This window comes from Actinacidiphila paucisporea (assembly GCF_900142575.1).
Lineage (GTDB): Bacteria > Actinomycetota > Actinomycetes > Streptomycetales > Streptomycetaceae > Actinacidiphila > Actinacidiphila paucisporea.
The window spans coordinates 10,755-27,433 of sequence record NZ_FRBI01000029.1 but is presented as its reverse complement, the minus strand read 5'-3'; the positions used below and the strand labels follow the sequence as shown (position 1 = coordinate 27,433).

13 protein-coding genes are annotated in these 16,679 nt (G+C 73.8%); 2 read left to right on the top strand and 11 right to left on the bottom strand.

Features of this window, described 5'->3' with window-relative positions:
- Nucleotides 1-37: 37 nt before the first annotated feature.
- Genes BUE44_RS30195 through BUE44_RS30185 form a run of 3 tightly spaced genes read right to left on the bottom strand, consistent with a single transcriptional unit; the run spans nucleotide 38 to nucleotide 1,980 of the window.
- Complete coding sequence (locus tag BUE44_RS30195) at nucleotides 38-364, bottom strand: AzlD domain-containing protein (RefSeq protein ID WP_073502205.1); 327 nt, start codon at nucleotides 362-364, stop codon at nucleotides 38-40.
- Entirely contained in the window at nucleotides 361-1,122 is a 762-nt protein-coding gene (locus BUE44_RS30190) for an AzlC family ABC transporter permease (RefSeq protein ID WP_079190209.1), read from the bottom strand. The genes BUE44_RS30195 and BUE44_RS30190 overlap by 4 nt, the downstream gene beginning before the upstream one ends.
- A 9-nt stretch (nucleotides 1,123-1,131) precedes the next feature.
- Nucleotides 1,132-1,980: an AraC family transcriptional regulator gene (locus tag BUE44_RS30185; protein WP_073502204.1), complete on the bottom strand. Its 849-nt coding sequence runs from the start codon at nucleotides 1,978-1,980 to the stop codon at nucleotides 1,132-1,134.
- 91 nt (nucleotides 1,981-2,071) lie between these two features.
- Between BUE44_RS30185 and BUE44_RS30180 the strand changes: the two genes are divergently transcribed.
- Nucleotides 2,072-6,727, top strand: coding sequence for an ATP-dependent helicase (locus BUE44_RS30180; protein ID WP_073502203.1), 4,656 nt, complete (start codon nucleotides 2,072-2,074; stop codon nucleotides 6,725-6,727).
- Between the two features lie 681 nt (nucleotides 6,728-7,408).
- Nucleotides 7,409-8,209: a DNA-formamidopyrimidine glycosylase family protein gene (locus BUE44_RS30175; protein WP_073502202.1), complete on the top strand. Its 801-nt coding sequence runs from the start codon at nucleotides 7,409-7,411 to the stop codon at nucleotides 8,207-8,209.
- 14 nt (nucleotides 8,210-8,223) lie between these two features.
- Here the strand turns inward: BUE44_RS30175 and BUE44_RS30170 are convergent, their stop codons facing one another.
- The 8 genes from BUE44_RS30170 to BUE44_RS30135 form a co-directional block, all read right to left on the bottom strand.
- A complete protein-coding gene (locus BUE44_RS30170) occupies nucleotides 8,224-8,451 on the bottom strand; it encodes a hypothetical protein (RefSeq protein WP_073502201.1) in 228 nt (75 codons plus the stop codon).
- A 187-nt stretch (nucleotides 8,452-8,638) separates the two neighbouring features.
- The gene (locus BUE44_RS30165; RefSeq protein ID WP_073502200.1) at nucleotides 8,639-9,109 is read right to left on the bottom strand and encodes a Dps family protein; all 471 of its coding nucleotides are present in this window, start codon (nucleotides 9,107-9,109) and stop codon (nucleotides 8,639-8,641) included.
- Nucleotides 9,110-9,250: 141 nt separating this feature from the next.
- The gene (locus BUE44_RS30160) at nucleotides 9,251-9,652 is read right to left on the bottom strand and encodes a helix-turn-helix domain-containing protein (protein WP_073502199.1); all 402 of its coding nucleotides are present in this window, start codon (nucleotides 9,650-9,652) and stop codon (nucleotides 9,251-9,253) included.
- Nucleotides 9,653-9,816: 164 nt separating this feature from the next.
- On the bottom strand, nucleotides 9,817-10,302 hold the full coding sequence (locus BUE44_RS30155) for a CinA family protein (protein ID WP_073502198.1): 486 nt from the start codon (nucleotides 10,300-10,302) through the stop codon (nucleotides 9,817-9,819).
- Nucleotides 10,299-11,057 (bottom strand): CDP-diacylglycerol--glycerol-3-phosphate 3-phosphatidyltransferase, encoded by a 759-nt coding sequence (gene pgsA / locus BUE44_RS30150; RefSeq protein WP_407640072.1) that lies wholly within the window; start codon nucleotides 11,055-11,057, stop codon nucleotides 10,299-10,301. The genes BUE44_RS30155 and pgsA overlap by 4 nt, the downstream gene beginning before the upstream one ends.
- 104 nt (nucleotides 11,058-11,161) lie before the next feature.
- Complete coding sequence (gene rimO, locus BUE44_RS30145; RefSeq protein ID WP_073502197.1) at nucleotides 11,162-12,772, bottom strand: 30S ribosomal protein S12 methylthiotransferase RimO; 1,611 nt, start codon at nucleotides 12,770-12,772, stop codon at nucleotides 11,162-11,164.
- Between the two features lie 74 nt (nucleotides 12,773-12,846).
- Nucleotides 12,847-13,647, bottom strand: a complete 801-nt coding sequence (locus tag BUE44_RS30140; protein WP_073502196.1) for a helix-turn-helix domain-containing protein — start codon at nucleotides 13,645-13,647, stop codon at nucleotides 12,847-12,849.
- A 194-nt stretch (nucleotides 13,648-13,841) separates the two neighbouring features.
- On the bottom strand, nucleotides 13,842-16,553 hold the full coding sequence (locus BUE44_RS30135) for a DNA translocase FtsK (protein ID WP_073502253.1): 2,712 nt from the start codon (nucleotides 16,551-16,553) through the stop codon (nucleotides 13,842-13,844).
- Between the last annotated feature and the right edge of the window lie 126 nt (nucleotides 16,554-16,679).

The following is a 16,679-nucleotide window of genomic DNA, read 5'->3' as shown; positions in this document are numbered from 1 at the left end:
ATCGCGCGCCCGCCGCGCGGATCCCGCCCGCCCTTCGTCACACGCCGGACAGTGCCCGCAGGCCCGCGGTGACGAGAACCGCCGCCGCGATCACCACCAGGAAGGGCGCCCGCAGCAGCACCGCCACCCAGGCGGCGGCGAGTCCGGCGGCGCGTGCGTCGACGGTGAACCCCGGCTTGTCGGTGCCGAAGGTCTGCAGCGCGGTGAGCGCCGCGAGCAGCGCGATCGGCACCAGGGCCGCGAGCCGTTTGACCAGCGGTCTTTCCAGCAGCCCCGCTGGTACCGACAGGCCGAGCAGTTTCACCGCGTAGCAGCCCGCCGCCGTCACGGTGATCGCCGTCCAGGTGCGGGCGTCAGGGCTCATCGCCGCGCCTCACGCTGTTCCGGACCGGCCGCCGCGGTGCCTCTCCTGGTCCACCGGCTGCCCGCCAGCACCAGCGGCGCGGCGAGAGCGGCGACCAGCACCGGCACCCCGGCGGGCAGCAGCGGCAGCCCGGCCAGTGCGAGGAGCACGGCGAGCGCCGCCACGGCGCGTTCGGTACGGCCTTTGACCATGGGGGCCAGCAGGGCGAGGAAGACGGCAGGACCGGCCGCGTCCAGGCCCCAGGCCGCCGGGTCGCCGAGCGCGGAGGCGCCCAGCGCTCCGAGCAGGGTGGTGAGATTCCACAGCGCGTAAAGACTCGCGCCGGTCACGGTGAAGCCGAGCCTGGCGGCGGCCCGGTCCCGCTGGGCGAGCGCCACCGCCGAGGTCTCGTCGATGACCCATTGCGCGGCCAGCGGGCGCACCGCCGCAGGCAGCCGCAGCAGCCCGGAGAGCCGCAGCCCGTAGAAGGCGTTGCGTGCGCCGAGGAAGAACGCGCCGGCCGCTGCCGCGAGGGGGTTACCGCCCGCGCCGAGCGCACTGACCAGGGCGAACTGGGAGGCGCCGGTGAAGACCAGCAGCGACAGCGCGCAGCTCTGCGCCACCGTGAGCCCGGCGCCGGCCGAGGTGACGCCGAAGGCGAAACCGGACAGCCCCACGGCCACCCCGACACCGAGGGCGTCGCGGACCACGCGTGAGCGGGACGGGGAGGGGGACGGCGGCTGGTCAGCGGCTCTGTCAGGTATCGGCGGTGCGGTCATGCGCCCAGGCTAGGAACGGGCGACCGGCGGGTCTTGTACGTTCTTGCGCTCGCGCTGGTACGCCCCTGGCGGGACGCCGACGATCCGGGTGAAGTGGCGGGTGAGGTGCGACTGGTCGGTGAAGCCGACGGCGGTCGCGGCGCTCGCGGGCGCGACGCCGGCGTCCAGCAGCCGGCGGGCCTCCTTGACGCGCTCGCCGGTCAGCCAGGCGTGCGGGGGCAGCCCGTAGACGGACTTGAACGCCCGCAGCAGGGCGAAGGGGCTGGTGCCGAACTCGGTGGCGAGCTGTTCCAGACTGGGGGGCTCCGCCAGCCGGGCCGCCAGCAGGTCGCGGGCGCGGGCGGCGACGGCCTGTCCGCCCGCGCGGCCGCCGGCCGCGGCGGGCACGGATCCGTGCCGAGCGAGCAGGCGGGCCAGCAGGAGCCGCAGGCACGTGTCGGCCGCGAGCGCGTTGTCGCTCTCGGCCGCCGTGTGGACGTCGGCGATCATCCGGGCCGTGACGGGGTCGTGCACGACGGTGGCGTCGAAGGCCGGGGTGCCGCGCGAACCGAAGAGGTCGGCGGCCACCGCGGCGACCACCTGCGGGGCGGGGTAAAGGACGCGGTAGGCCCACCCCTCCTCGGTGCCCGCGTACGCGGAGTGCGGTGTCCCGGGGTTGATCAGCACGACACCGCCCGCACCGGCCCGCTCGGCCCCGTCCGGCAGGCCGATGCCCTCCACTCCCCCGGTGACCGCGGCGATCACGTAGCCGTCATGAGCATGCCGGGGGAAGGTGTGCCGGACGTAGCGGGCCCGCAGCAGGTCCACCCCCGGCAGCGCCGGGTGCTCCCAGTGTCTTGCCTGCTCGCGCGGCGTCATGAGGCCATTGTGGCGTGACCGCGCCAGGAGTTATCCACAGGTCGCGATTCCGGCTCAGCGCGCTGTCGGTCCGGCGAGGCAGGATGGTGGCATGTCCAGTCGCAGCAGCCTCGACGCTTTCTCCCCCGCCACCCGAGCGTGGTTCACGGGGGCGTTCAGCGAGCCCACTCCCGCCCAGGCAGGGGCGTGGAAGGCCATCGCCGAGGACTCCGACGTGCTGGTCGTCGCGCCCACCGGCTCGGGCAAGACACTCGCCGCCTTCCTGGCCGCGCTCGACCGGCTGGCGGCCACCCCGCCGCCGGCCGAGGCACGCAAGCGCTGCCGGGTGCTCTACGTCTCACCGCTGAAGGCCCTGGCAGTGGATGTGGAGCGCAATCTGCGCAGCCCGCTCGCGGGCCTGCGCCAGGAATCGGTGCGCCTCGGGCTGCCCGAGCCCGAGGTGCGGGTCGGGATCCGCTCGGGGGACACCCCGCCGGCGGAGCGGCGCGCGCTGGTCACCAGGCCGCCCGACATCCTGATCACCACCCCGGAGTCGCTCTTCCTCATGCTCACCTCCGCCGCCCGGGAGGCGCTGGCCGGGGTCGAGACGGTGATCCTGGACGAGGTGCACGCGGTGGCGGGCACCAAGCGCGGCGCCCACCTGGCCCTGTCGCTGGAGCGTCTCGACCGCCTGCTCGACCGGCCCGCCCGCCGGATCGGGCTGTCGGCCACCGTGCGTCCGGTGGACGAGATCGCCCGCTATCTGTCCCCGCAGCGCAGGGTGACCGTCGTCCAGCCGCCGTCGCAGAAGGAATTCCGGCTGTCGGTGGTGGTGCCGGTGGAGGATCTGGCCGAGCTGGGCGGCTCGCCGGTCGCCGACCAGGCCGAGCACAGCGGTCCGGCCGCGGGTCCCGCTGAGCGGCCCTCGATCTGGCCCCATGTGGAGGAGCGGATCGCCGACCTGGTGCAGGCCCACCGCTCCACGATCGTCTTCGCCAATTCGCGCAGGCTGGCCGAGCGGCTCTGCAACCGGCTCAACGAGATCGGGCACGAGCGGGCGGAGGGCGAGCCACTGCCCGAAGCCCACTCCCCCGCCGAGGTCATGGCACAGTCGGGTGCGGCCCGTGGGGCGCCCTCGGTGCTGGCCCGCGCCCATCACGGCTCGGTGTCCAAGGAGCAGCGGGCGCTCGTCGAGGAGGACCTGAAGGCCGGCCGGCTGCCGGCCGTCGTCGCCACCTCCAGCCTGGAGCTGGGCATCGACATGGGCGCCGTCGACCTGGTCGTCCAGGTGGAGTCGCCGCCCTCGGTCGCTTCGGGCCTGCAGCGGGTGGGGCGCGCGGGTCACCAGGTCGGTGCGGTCTCCACCGGTGTGGTCTTCCCCAAATACCGCGGCGACCTGGTGCAGTCCGCGGTGGTCACCGAGCGGATGCGGGCCGGGGCGATCGAGTCGCTCCGGGTGCCCTCCAACCCGCTCGACGTGCTGGCCCAGCAGATCGTCGCGATGACCGCGCTGGACAGCTGGGACGTCGACGAGCTGCTGACGGTGGTGCGACGCGCGGCACCCTTCGCCTCCCTGCCGCACTCCGCCTACACGGCGGTGCTCGACATGCTCGCCGGGCGCTATCCCTCCGACGCCTTCGCCGAACTGCGCCCACGACTGGTGTGGGACCGGGTGGCGAATACGGTGACCGGGCGGCCGGGAGCGCAGCGCCTCGCGGTCACCTCGGGCGGCACCATCCCGGACCGGGGCCTGTTCGGGGTGTTCCTGGCGGGTGCCGACCCGAAGAAGGGCGGTGGGCGGGTCGGCGAGCTGGACGAGGAGATGGTCTACGAGTCCAGGGTCGGCGACGTCTTCACCCTGGGCACCACCTCCTGGCGGATCGAGGACATCACCAGGGACCGGGTGCTGGTCTCGCCCGCACCCGGCGTGCCGGGGCGGCTGCCCTTTTGGAAGGGCGACCAGCTCGGCCGCCCGCTGGAGCTGGGCCGGGCGCTGGGGGCGTGGCTGCGCGAGGTGGGCGCGCTCGCCGAGGGGCCGGCCAGGGAGCGGCTGTCGGCGGCGGGCCTCGACACCTGGGCGGCCGACAATGTGCTGGCCTATCTGACCGAGCAGCGGCAGGCGTGCGGCCACGTCCCGGACGACCGGACGATCGTGGTCGAGCGCTTCCGCGACGAGCTGGGCGACTGGCGGGTGATCATCCACTCCCCGTTCGGCGCGCAGGTGCACGCGCCGTGGGCACTGGCTCTCGGCGCTCGCCTCCAGGAGAAGTACGGCCTGGACGCGCAGGCGATGCATGCCGACGACGGCATCGTGCTGCGGCTGCCGGACGCCGACCTGATGGGGCTCGACCTGCTCGACATGGCCCCGACGCGGCAGGAGGCGGAGTTCGATCCCGAGCAGTCGCCGGTCGGGGCCGCGGATGTCGCCTTCGACAAGGGCGAGGTCGAGCAGCTGGTCACCGACCAGGTGGGCGGCTCCGCGCTGTTCGCCTCCCGGTTCCGGGAATGCGCGGCCCGCGCGCTGCTGCTGCCGCGCCGCAGCCCGGGCAAGCGCACCCCCCTGTGGCAGCAGCGCCAGCGCGCCTCCCAGCTGCTTTCGGTCGCCTCCGAGTACGGATCGTTCCCGATCGTGCTGGAAGCGGTACGCGAGTGCCTCCAGGACGTCTTCGACGTGCCGGGCCTGGTGGAGCTGATGGGCGACATCGAGGCACGCAGGGTGCGGCTGGTCGAGGTCACCACGACCGAACCGTCGCCTTTCGCCAGGTCGCTGCTGTTCGGTTATGTCGCGCAGTTCCTCTACGAAGGGGATTCGCCGCTGGCGGAGCGCCGGGCGGCGGCGCTGTCGCTGGACTCGCGCCTGCTCGCGGAGCTGCTGGGACAGGCAGAGCTGCGCGAACTGCTCGACGCCGACGTGCTGGCGGAGCTGGACCGCGAACTGCAGTGGCTCACCGAGGACCGCAGGGCAAGGAGCGCCGAGGGCGTCGCGGACCTGCTGCGGTTGCTCGGACCTTTGACCGAGGCGGAATTGTCCACCCGGGGCGCGGAGCCGACCTGGGCGGCGGAGCTGGAGTCCGCCCGGCGGGCGATCCGGGTGCGAATCGCCGGCGCCGAATACTGGGCGGCGGTCGAGGACGCGGGACGGCTGCGGGACGCGCTGGGCACCGCGCTGCCGGTGGGGGTGCCGGTGGCCTTCACCGAGCCGGTGAAGGATCCGCTGGGGGATCTGCTGGCGCGCTACGCCCGCACGCACGGACCGTTCACGACCGGCGAGGCCGCGGCGAGGTTCGGGCTCGGGGCGGCGGTCGCGGACGGCGTGCTGCACCGGCTGGGAGCGGCCGGCCGGGTGGTGCAGGGCGAGTTCAGGCCGGGCGGCGCGGGCCAGGAGTGGTGCGACGCGGCCGTGCTCCGGAGGCTGCGGCGCAGGTCGCTTTCGGCACTCCGCCAGGAGCTGGAGCCGGTGCCGCCGGCGACGCTGGGGGTGTTCCTGCCGCAGTGGCAGCACATCGGCACGCACAGCCTGCGCGGCATGGATGGCCTGGCGCGGGCGGTCGAGCAGTTGCAGGGCGCGTCGGTGCCGGCGTCCGCGCTGGAGAAGCTGGTGCTGCCCTCCCGGGTCACCGGGTACACCCCGGCGATGCTGGACGAGCTGACCGCCTCGGGCGAGATCCTGTGGGCGGGAGCCGGTGGGCTGCCCGGCAAGGACGGCTGGATCTCGCTCTACCTGGCGGACACCGCGCCGCTGTTGCTGCCGCCGCCCCAGCCGCTGGAGCTGACCCCTCTCCACCAGGCGGTGCTCACCGCGCTGTCCGGCGGGTACGGGCTGTTCTTCCGGCAGATCGCCGACCAGGTACGGGCGGGCGGCCTCGGCGTCACGGAGCCTCAGCTCGCCGACGCCGTCTGGGATCTGACCTGGTCGGGCCGGCTCACCAATGACACGCTCGCGCCGCTGCGCGCCCTGCTCGGCTCCGGCCGCACCGCCGGGGCCACGGCCCACCGGGCGCCCCGGTCGGTTCCGCGCGGCCGGTACAGCTCGCTCGCCGGCCGGGCCGCGCCGCGCGCCACAGCGTCGCGCAACGGTCCGCCGACGACCGCGGGGCGCTGGTCGCTGCTGCCCGCGGCCGAGCAGGACCCGACCCTGCGCGCCCACGCCCTCACTCATTCCCTGCTCGACCGGCACGGTGTGGTGACGCGGGGTGCGGTGGCGGCGGAAGGGGTAGAGGGCGGCTTCTCCGCGGCGTATCGGGTGCTGGCGGCGTTCGAGGAGACCGGGCAGGCCCGGCGCGGTTATGTGATCGAGGGGCTGGGCGCGGCGCAGTTCGCGATGGACGGGGCCGTGGACCGGCTGCGCGCGCTGAACACGGCGCGGGAGCGGGAGGAGGAGCAGACCGGCCGCACCAGGACGGTGGTGCTCGCCGCGGCGGACCCGGCGAACCCCTACGGCGCGGCCCTGCCGTGGCCCGAACAGCCGGCAGGTATCACCCACCGTCCCGGCCGCAAGGCGGGCGCCCTGGTCGTGCTCACCGACGGCGAGGTGGCCCTCTACGTCGAGCGGGGCGGCAAGACCCTGCTGGCCTGGCCCACTGACGAGATACGGACGCAGGCCGCGGCGGATGCGCTGGCGCTGGCGGTGCGGGAGGGTGCGCTCGGCAAGCTCACGGTCGAGCGGACGAACGGCGAGTCCGCGTTGACCTCGCCGCTCGGGCGGGCGCTGGAAGCGGCCGGCTTCCACGCGACACCGCGCGGACTGCGCCTGCGCGACTCCCCCTGACCCCCGCGGTCCCCTGCGGGGTGCCGCTTGGACTCCGGGCGCGCCCCGGGTCCGGCTTCCCCTGCGAGGGTGCCCGCGCCCCACAGCGGTACGCCGGGCGCGGCCCTGCTTCCCCCGGCGGGGGGTGCCGTGGCCACCAGGGCGCCCCCGCGCACATGCCCTGGCGGGCCCGAAGTGCCTCACTCTCCGGGGCACACCCGGCAAGCGCCGCGGCTGCGTCGCTGGGTCCCGCCAGGGGCGCGGGGAACTGCGCGCCCAGCCGGCCACCGGCCGGTGGTCCGGATGTGACAGCAACAGCCCCTTCTGGTCGGTGGCAACCCGCACCCCGGTGGTGGGCTGGGCACGCAGTTCCCCGCGCCCCTGGGGTGGTGGCGATGCGTCGCCACACCACGGTCGTGTCCGCTCAGCCGCTCAGCCGCGTAGCCCGCAGGACGGTGACGGTCGTCGCCGCTCGGCAGCCTGGCCCGCACAGCCGCGCGCCGCGCCGGGGGGTGCGATGGTGGCGGTCCGTCGTCGCACGGCGGTCGTGGCCGCACAGCCGCGCGCCGCGCCGCGGGGCGAGATGGTGGCGGGCCGTCGTCGCACGCGGTCGTGGCCGGACAGCCGCGGGTCCGCGCGGAGGGCGGGGGTCAGGCGTTGCCCCCCGGCGCGAGGGGATCGTGGGGGCGGCATGATGGGGGGGTGCCTGAAGGAGACACGGTGTGGCTGACCGCTCAGCGGCTGGATGCGGCGTTGGCCGGGCGGCCGTTGGTGCGGGCGGAGTTGCGGGTGCCGCAGTTGGCCACGGTGGAGCTGGTGGGGCGGCAGGTGGTGGAGGTCGCGGCCCGCGGGAAGCATCTGATGGCGCGGCTGGAGGGCGGCCTGACGCTGCATTCGCATCTGCGGATGGACGGTTCCTGGCACCTGTACGCGCCCGGGGAGCAGTGGCGCGGCGGGGCCGAGCACCAGGTACGGGCAGTGCTCGGGAACGAGGCGAGGACCGCGGTCGGCTATCGGCTGCCGGTTCTCGAACTGCTGCCCACCGCGGAGGAGTCACAGGTGGTCGGGCATCTCGGGCCCGATCTGCTCGGGCCGGGATGGGATGCGGCGGCGGCGCTTGACCGGCTGGCGGGCGCGCCGGAGCGGCCGGTGGGCGAGGCCCTGCTGGACCAGCGCAATCTCGCCGGGATCGGCAATGTCTACGTGGCCGAGCTGTGCTTTCTGCGCGGGGTGACCCCCTGGACGCCCTTCGGTGAGGTCACCGCCCCGGACAAACTGGTGGCGCTGGCCAAGCGGCTGCTGGAGGCCAACAAGTCCCGGCCCGGCCACGTGACGACCGGGGACACGCGGCGCGGGCGTACGCACTGGGTGTATGGCCGGGCGAACCGGCCGTGCCTGCGCTGCGGCACCCCGGTCAGGGTCGGCGAGCACGGCCCGGCGGAGCAGCGGCGGGTGGCGTACTGGTGCCCACGGTGCCAGCGCGGGCCGGTGCCCACCCGGTAACCGGGGCCCGGGCCTCAGGCGGCGGTGACGCCGTCCGGGGCCCGGGTCGCGCGGGTGCGCCGGATGCCTACGGGCACGGCGTGCAGCGGTATCAGGCCGAGACTCCAGCCGCCCGCGGCCAGTACGCCCTGCCACGGGCCGACCGCCTCGGGGCGTATCGCGAGCCACAGCAGCGAGCCCCACCACAGCACCCCGCCGATCACTCCGATGACGCAGCGCACCGCACGCCGTCGGGATCCCACCGAAGACGAGGACGACGGCGGCGACGCTGGTGCGACGCTAGGGCCGGAAGGGACTGCCGGGACTTCCTGAAGCGCACGCATGGCCGCCTCCTCTGACCCCGAGTTCGCGGCGGGGGCCGCACGCGGCGGCCCCCGTGGTGCCCGTACTTTCGGTGCCGGAGCACAAACAAACGAGCGAGCGGACAGGTCAGACGTTCTCGGCCTGGAACATCCAATGAGCCTTCTCGAGGTCGCGGGCGACGCCGATCAGGATGTCCTGGGAGACCGGGTCGGGCTTCTCGGTCAGCTCGATGCGTTCACGCAGACGGGTGATGACGGCGCCCAGCGCGGCCACCATGATCTCGACGACCTCGGTGTCCTTGACCCAGCCGTCGGTCACCGTGTCGATGCCGCTGGTCTTGGCGACGGTTCCGGCGCGGCCGTCGGCCGAGACGCCGATGGCCGAGGCGCGCTCGGCGACGGTGTCGGCGTGCGTACGCGCGCTGTCGACGACCTCGTCGAGCTGGAGGTGGACGGAGCGGAAGCGCGGTCCCACCACATTCCAGTGGACCTGCTTGGCGAGCAGCGACAGGTCGAGAAGGTCGACCAGCGCGCCCTGGAGGGCGTCTCCCACGGCCTTGCGGTCCTGTTCGGACAGAGGGCTCTTCACGACACTCATGCGGGTTCTCCCTGCGGATCGACGCGATCGGATCCGATATGACCCTTTGCGGCCATGATCGGACCTTCTTCGCCTACCCTGCCTCGCCGTTTGGAACACGGCAAAAGCAGATCCGCCGCCGCACGGGATGGCGGCCGGACATCAGGCGGCGACGACGTCCACGGTTTCCGCGGACTTCTTCGGTGCCTTGATGGTGATCCGTTCGTCCGGGGTGGACGCGACGGACGTCACCGATGTGACCGATGTGACGCTGCCGAGCAGCGGCCTCATCGGTGCGGCAGTGGCCTCGGACGCCGCGGACTGTGCCAGCTCGGCGAGCGACAGATCGTCGCTGACCTCACGCATCACCTCGGACATCGGCACGTCCAGGGCGTCGCAGATCGCCGAGAGCAGTTCGGAGGACGCCTCCTTCTGCCCCCTCTCGACCTCCGACAGATAGCCGAGCGAGACCCGGGCGGACGAGGAGACCTCGCGCAGGGTGCGGCCCTGGCGCTGGCGCTGCCGACGCAGCACGTCACCCAGCAGGCGACGGAGCAGAATCATCGGTGGCTCCCTCCTCGGATCGCGGTACCGCATCCTTCTCGCCCCACCGTACCGCCTCGGGCACCGGCCGTGCGGGGAGCAAAGACGTGTTCACTCAGGGCTGCAAACAACCCGCCCCTTGGTGTTCTTCCCTGCCTGCGGCCGCCGAACGCACGCCGGGCCGGTTATTCGCAGACCTTCCGAAGCTGTTCGAGCAGCTGATCGACGACGGCCGCGACCGACGCCCGGCGGATCGCGGTCCGGTCCCCGCTCAGCCGCAGCTCCGCGACCTCGGCGACCCCGCCCGGACCGGCCACCGCCACGAAAACGGTGCCCACCGGCCGGCCGTCCTGCGGTTCGGGACCCGCCACGCCTGTGGTGGCGGCTCCCCAGTCCGCGCCGAGCCTGCGGCGTACGCCCTCGGCCATCTCGCGCGCCACCTGCGCGTCCACCGCGCCCCGCTCGGCGAGCAGCGCAGCGTCCACGCCGAGCAGCTCGTGCTTGAGCGCGGTCGCGTAGGCGGTCACCGACCCCCGAAAGGTGCGGGACGCGCCCGGCACCCCGGTCAGCTCGGCGGCCAGCAGACCGCCGGTCAGCGACTCCGCGACCGCGAGCGTGTCCCCCCGCAGCTCCAGCAGCCGCAGCACCTCGGCCGCGGCGCCGCCCGTCATACGCCCTGCTCCGGCCCCTCGGCGCCCGGTCCCCCCGTCGCGGGCCCGCCGGTCGCGGCCCCGTCAGCGGCGCTCGCCCCGGAGGACGCCGCGGGCTGCGGCGAGCCCGCGGGCTCCTGCGCCGCCTCCCGCTCGGCGGCGAGGCCGGCCCGCCGCAGCACGACGGCCTGCCGTACGTAGTCGAACCCGGTCGCGACCGTGAGCAGCACCGCGAGGGCCATCAGCCAGGCGCGGGTGCTGGCCAGCGGGCCGGTCAGCACCAGGATGTACATGCCGACGGCGATGCCCTGCGTGAGCGTCTTGAGCTTGCCGCCGCGGCTCGCCGGGATGACGCCGTGCCTGATCACCCAGAACCGCATCAGGGTGATGCCCAGCTCGCGGAAGAGGATGACGGCGGTGACCCACCACGGCAGGTCGCCGAGCGCGGACAGCCCGACGAGGGCCGCGCCCATGATCGCCTTGTCCGCGATCGGGTCGGCGATCTTGCCGAAGTCGGTGACCAGCCCGTAGCGCCTGGCCAGCTCACCGTCGAAGAGGTCGGTGATCATCGCGATGGCGAAGGCGGCCCAGGCGAAGGAGCGCCATTTCGGGTCGTGCCCGTCGCCGTGCACCAGCAGCAGCACGAAGCCGGGGACCAGCACCAGTCGGGTCATGGTCAGCAGGTTGGCGATATTCCACAGGCCGGCGTTCGGCGCCACCGGGTCGCCCGCGTGGTCGGTGCCCGCCGCCGGGTTCACCAGGGAGGCGGGTGCCACCGTGGCGCCCGAGTCGGCAGCCGCCGGCCCGGCAGAACCTGAAGAGGAGGATCCGGAGGAAGAGGAGGACGGCGTGGGGGACGCGGCCGGCGCGGGGGCTCCGCTCATCTGCCCACCACCGCCGGTCCGTCCGTGACCGCGCCGGCGGCCGGCGCGGCGGGCGCGCCGACCACGGCGGCGCCGCCGAGCGGCTCGGCCACCAGGTCGACGCCCTGCGTGCCGGTCACCTTCGCGGTCACGAAGGTCCCCGGCCGCAGCTGCCCGTGCCCGGCGGCCGGAACCAGCACGACCTGCCCGTCCGTCTCCGGCGCCTGGTGGTCGGCGCGTCCCGTCACCTCGCCGGTCTCCTCGTCCACGGCCTCGACCAGCACCCGCACGGTGTCCCCGAGGCGCTCCTCGGCACGCTGCGCGGTCAGCTCCTCGGCGAGCCGGGAGACCCGGGCCAGCCGGGCGGCGATCACGTCGTCATCCAGCTTCCCGTCATAGCCGGCCGCCTCGGTGCCGTCCTCGTCGGAGTAGCCGAAGACGCCGATCGCGTCGAGCCGGGCGGCGCTCAGGAAGCGCTCCAGCTCGGCGAGGTCGGCCTCGGTCTCGCCTGGGAAGCCGACGATGAAGTTGGACCTGACCCCCGCCTCGGGTGCCTTCGCGCGGATCGCGCCGAGCAGTTCGAGGAAGCGGTCGGTGTCGCCGAAGCGCCGCATGGCCCGCAGCACGCCGGGGGCCGAGTGCTGGAAGGACAGGTCGAAGTACGGGACCACGCCGGGCGTGGAGGTCAGCACGTCGATGAGCCCGGGGCGCATCTCGGCAGGCTGGAGGTAGCTGACCCTGACGCGCTCGATGCCGTCCACGGCCGCCAGCTCGGGCAGCAGTGTCTCCAACAGCCGGATGTCGCCGAGGTCCTTGCCGTAGGAGGTGTTGTTCTCGCTGACCAGCATGACCTCGGTGACGCCCTGGGTGGCCAGCCAGCGGGTCTCGCCGAGGACGTCGGAGGGGCGGCGGGAGATGAAGGAGCCGCGGAAGGAGGGGATCGCGCAGAAGGTGCAGCGCCGGTCGCAGCCGGAGGCCAGCTTCACCGAGGCCACCGGCCCGGAGTCCAGCCGGCGCCGCAGCGGTGCGCGCGGTCCGGAGGCGGGGGCGACGCCTTCCGGCAGGTCGGCGAGGTCCACGGCCGGCCCGTCGTCCACCGCGGAGGCGCCCTCGGCCACAGCGGCACCCGCCCCGGACAAGCGCCCGTTCGAGTGAACCTCCTGCGAGTGACCCGGCAGCGCCACCGTTGACGCCTGGCGCTCCGCCGGGCTGATCGGCAGCAGCTTTCGCCGGTCGCGCGGGGTGTGCGAGGCGTGGACGCCGCCGGCCAGGATGGTCCGCAGCCGGTCGGAGATGTCGGCGTAGTCGTCGAAGCCCAGCACCCCGTCGGCTTCGGGCAGCGCGTCGGCCAGCTCCTTGCCGTACCGCTCGGCCATGCAGCCGACGGCGACGACGGCCTGGGTGCGGCCGCCGTCCTTGAGGTCGTTGGCTTCGAGGAGGGCGTCGACGGAGTCCTTCTTGGCCGCTTCCACGAAGCCGCAGGTGTTGACGACCGCCACATCGGCGTCCGCCGCGTCCTCGACCAGCTGCCAGCCGTCAGCCGCCAGACGGCCGGCGAGCTCTTCGGAGTCCACCTCGTTACGGGCGCATCCGAGCGTGACAAGGGCGACGGTACGGGGTTCGGGCATGCACTCAGACTACCCGCTGCCCTGTCGCGCCCCTCGCGGCACGGTTGCCGCGGCCGGAACGCCCCGCCGGCCGGTCAGCCCTGGGTCGGATCCCCCGGGGTGTACGTCAGGCGGACCACCTGGCCGTCGTCGCCGGCCGGGCCCAGGTCCTTGCCGTTGACGAAGAGCTGCACCGCGCCCGCGTTGCCGACGACGAGCTTGATCTTCTTGTCGTCGCTGAAGGTCTGCGAGTTGCCCTTCTTCAGCGAGCCCTGGAAGAGCCGCTTGCCGTTGTGGTCGGTGGCCTGGACCCAGCTGGCACCGCCCTCGGCGCTGATCTTGACCGTGACCTTGCCGGGCGGGGCCGCCGCGATGGCGCTGCCCGTCGAGGACGGCGGCAGGGCGCCCTGGGTGGTGGCGGTGGGCTTCGTGCTGGCGCTGCTCGGGGTCGGCGGGGCGGGGTCGGCCTTGGCGCCGTTCCCGTCGTTGCCGCCGGTGAAGGCGGTGTAGCCGACGAAGCCGATGACCGCGACGATTGCCGCGACCATGGCGGCGGTCCAGTTGGGCCGGCGCGGCTCGGAGCGGATCTTCTCGGCCGAGTAGAGCGGCGCGACGGGCGCGGGCGCGATCTCCGTGCCGTGCTCGGCCGCATATTGTGCGACCAGCGGTTCGGGGTCCAGGCCGACCGCGCGGGCGAGCGTACGGATATGGCCGCGGGCGTAGACGTCGCCGCCGCAGCGGGAGAAGTCGTCCTGCTCGATCGACTGCACGATGGGGACGCGCACCCGGGTGCTGGTGCTGACCTCGTCGATGGAGAGCCCGGCGGCGATGCGGGCCCGGGCGAGGGCGTGACCGACCGAAGGCCGGTCTTCGGTGGGCGTGTTGCCGAGGGACACGAGGGCGCCTTTCGAGCGTGCAGCCGCCTGCTGGGTGTATCAGTCTAGAGGGGGTCGGAAAACGCGGGACAAGCGGACGGCCGGATTTTGTCCGCCATCAGGATGTCGCCTTCCCTGCCGAAGTTGACGTACGAACAGATCAAACGGTTGCCCGTAAAATCCGATCGCTTTTCGGCCGCCACCGCGTGTCGCGATCAGGCCCCGCCGCGGATCTCGGTCAGGACGCCGTCCAGCTCGTCCGCCTTCACCATGACGTCGCGCGCCTTCGAGCCCTCGCTGGGGCCGACGATGCCGCGCGACTCCATCAGGTCCATCAGCCTGCCCGCCTTGGCGAATCCCACACGCAGTTTGCGCTGGAGCATCGATGTCGAGCCGAACTGGGTGGAGACCACCAGCTCCGCGGCCTGGCACAGCAGGTCCAGGTCGTCGCCGATCTCCTCGTCGATCTCCTTCTTCGGACCGCTGCCGACGGTGACGTCGCTGCGGTACGACGGGGTGAGCTGGGCCTTGCAGTGGTCCACGACCTTGGCGACCTCGTCCTCGGTGACGTAGGCGCCCTGCATGCGGATCGGCTTGTTCGCGCCCATCGGCAGGAACAGGCCGTCGCCCTTCCCGATCAGCTTCTCGGCGCCCGGCTGGTCGAGGATGACCCGGCTGTCGGCGAGCGAGGAGGTCGCGAAGGCCAGCCGGGACGGCACGTTGGCCTTGATCAGGCCGGTGACGACGTCGACGCTGGGCCGCTGGGTGGCGAGCACCAGGTGGATGCCGGCGGCCCTGGCCAGCTGGGTGATCCGCACGATGGAGTCCTCGACGTCGCGCGGCGCGACCATCATCAGATCGGCCAGCTCGTCCACGATGACCAGCAGGTACGGGTACGGCGTCAGCTCGCGCTCGCTGCCCTCGGGGGTCTTGGCCTTGCCGGAGCGCACCGCGGCGTTGAAGTCGTCGATGTGCCGGAAGCCGTAGGCGGCCAGGTCGTCGTAGCGCAGGTCCATCTCGCGCACCACCCACTGGAGGGCCTCCGCGGCCCGCTTGGGGTTGGTGATGATGGGCGTGATCAGGTGCGGGATGCCTTCGTACGCGGTCAGCTCGACGCGCTTGGGGTCGACGAGCACCATGCGGACCTCGTCCGGGGTGGCGCGGGCCATCACCGAGGTGATCAGGCAGTTGATGCAGGACGACTTGCCGGAGCCGGTGGCGCCCGCGACCAGGACGTGCGGCATCTTGGCGAGGTTGGCCATCACGTAGCCGCCCTCGACGTCCTTGCCGAGCGCGACCGTCATCGGATGGTCCTCGCCTGCGGCCTCCGCCGAGCGCAGCACGTCGCCGAGGTTGACCATCTCGCGGTCGCTGTTGGGGATCTCGATGCCGACCGCGGACTTGCCGGGGATGGGGCTGATGATCCGTACGTCGGGGCTGGCCACGGAGTAGGCGATGTTCTTGGCCAGGGCGGTGATCCGCTCGACCTTGACCGCGGCGCCCAGCTCCACCTCGTAGCGGGTGACGGTCGGGCCGCGGGTGAAGCCGGTGACGGTCGCGTCGACCTTGAACTCCTTGAAGACCTGGGACAGCGAGGCGACCACCGCGTCGTTGGCGGCGCTGCGGGTACGGCCCGGGCCGCCGCGCTCCAGCAGGTCCAGGGAGGGCAGCGCGTAGGTGATGTCGCCGGACAGCTGCAGCTGCTCGGCGCGCGGCGGCAGCGGCTCGCCGGGGTCCGCGGTGTGCTTGGTGAGGTCGGGGACGCCGGAGCCGGTGTCCTCCTGGGCGCGGGCGGCCGGCACCGGCGTCCTGATGCCGGTGGTCAGGTCGGCGACCAGCGGCGACGGCTGCAGCCCGTGCAGGACGGCGCCGTCCAGCGCCGCCGCGGCCCGCGCGGCCACGTCCACCGCTTCGGAGCCCGCGGCCTGGGCGGTCCCCGGCAGCGGCTCGGGGCGGCGGCGGGGTCTGCGGCGCGGTGTGGGCTCGTCGGCGGCCGGCAGGCCGTCGGCGCCGAGGTCGCTGTCGACGTCGTACGGCTCGTCCGGCGCCTTGCTGAGCTTCCTGGGCAGCCGGCGGACCGGCGACGCGTCCTCGTCGTCGAGGGTGCCGGGCATGCCGCCCGGCTCGTCGGCGTCGAAGAAGTCCTCCAGCGGTATGGCGTCCGGGTCCGCGGCCGAGGCGTAGAGGCCGAACCTGGCCCCGGCGGCGCGCAGCCGCTGGGGTACGGCGGCGACCGGGGTGGCGGTGACCACCAGCAGCCCGAAGACCGTGACGAGCAGCAGCAGCGGCGCGGCGAGGGTGGGCCCGACCGTGGCGACCAGCGGGGCGCCGGCCGCCCAGCCGATCAGGCCGCCGGCGTCGCGCAGCGCGGTGGCGCCGTCGCTGCGGGTCGGTGCGCCGCACGCCAGGTGGATCAGCCCGAGCATGCCGATGACCAGGGCGGACAGGCCGATCACGATCCGGCCGTTGGCCTCGGGCTGCTCGGGGTGCCGCATCACGCGGACGGCGACCGCGCCGAGCAGCAGCGGCGCCAGCAGGTCGAGCCGGCCGAAAGCGCCGGTGATCAGCATGTCGACCAGGTCGCCGACCGGGCCGTGCAGATCGGACCAGGTGCCGGCCGCGACCACCAGGGTCAGGCCGACCAGCAGCAGGCCGAGGCCGTCCTTGCGGTGCGCGGGGTCCAGGCCGCGGGCACCGCGCCCCACACCGCGGAAGACCGCGCCGACGGTGTGCGCGAGGCCGAGCCACAGCGCCCGGAACATCCGGTAGACGCCGCTGGTCGGCGAAGGGACCGGTCTGGGCGCGGCTTTGGGCGCCGCTGCCGCCTTCTTGGCGGGCGGTCGGGCGGCGGCCTTCTTCGCCGGGGGCTTCTTGGCCGCAGGCTTCGCCGGGGCTTTCTTGGCGGTGCCGGACGTACGTGGGGCCATGGTGCCGAGGTTACCGCCCTTGTGATCGGGGAACACGCGTGCTTGCGGATACGCCCGTTCGTGTCGGGCCGCCGTCGCCGCCGTGTTGACGTGGCGTCAACCGGCCTTGCCCGACCGGCCGCCGAC

Excerpts from the sequence above, each read along its gene's own strand:
- BUE44_RS30195 (WP_073502205.1), bottom strand. The coding sequence starts at position 364 with ATGAGCCCTGACGCCCGCACCTGGACGGCGATCACCGTGACGGCGGCG.
- BUE44_RS30190 (WP_079190209.1), bottom strand. The coding sequence starts at position 1,122 with ATGACCGCACCGCCGATACCTGACAGAGCCGCTGACCAGCCGCCGTCC.
- BUE44_RS30185 (WP_073502204.1), bottom strand. The coding sequence starts at position 1,980 with ATGACGCCGCGCGAGCAGGCAAGACACTGGGAGCACCCGGCGCTGCCG.
- BUE44_RS30180 (WP_073502203.1), top strand. The coding sequence starts at position 2,072 with ATGTCCAGTCGCAGCAGCCTCGACGCTTTCTCCCCCGCCACCCGAGCG.
- BUE44_RS30165 (WP_073502200.1), bottom strand. The coding sequence starts at position 9,109 with ATGAGTGTCGTGAAGAGCCCTCTGTCCGAACAGGACCGCAAGGCCGTG.
- BUE44_RS30160 (WP_073502199.1), bottom strand. The coding sequence starts at position 9,652 with ATGATTCTGCTCCGTCGCCTGCTGGGTGACGTGCTGCGTCGGCAGCGC.
- BUE44_RS30155 (WP_073502198.1), bottom strand. The coding sequence starts at position 10,302 with ATGACGGGCGGCGCCGCGGCCGAGGTGCTGCGGCTGCTGGAGCTGCGG.
- rimO (WP_073502197.1), bottom strand. The coding sequence starts at position 12,772 with ATGCCCGAACCCCGTACCGTCGCCCTTGTCACGCTCGGATGCGCCCGT.
- BUE44_RS30135 (WP_073502253.1), bottom strand. The coding sequence starts at position 16,553 with ATGGCCCCACGTACGTCCGGCACCGCCAAGAAAGCCCCGGCGAAGCCT.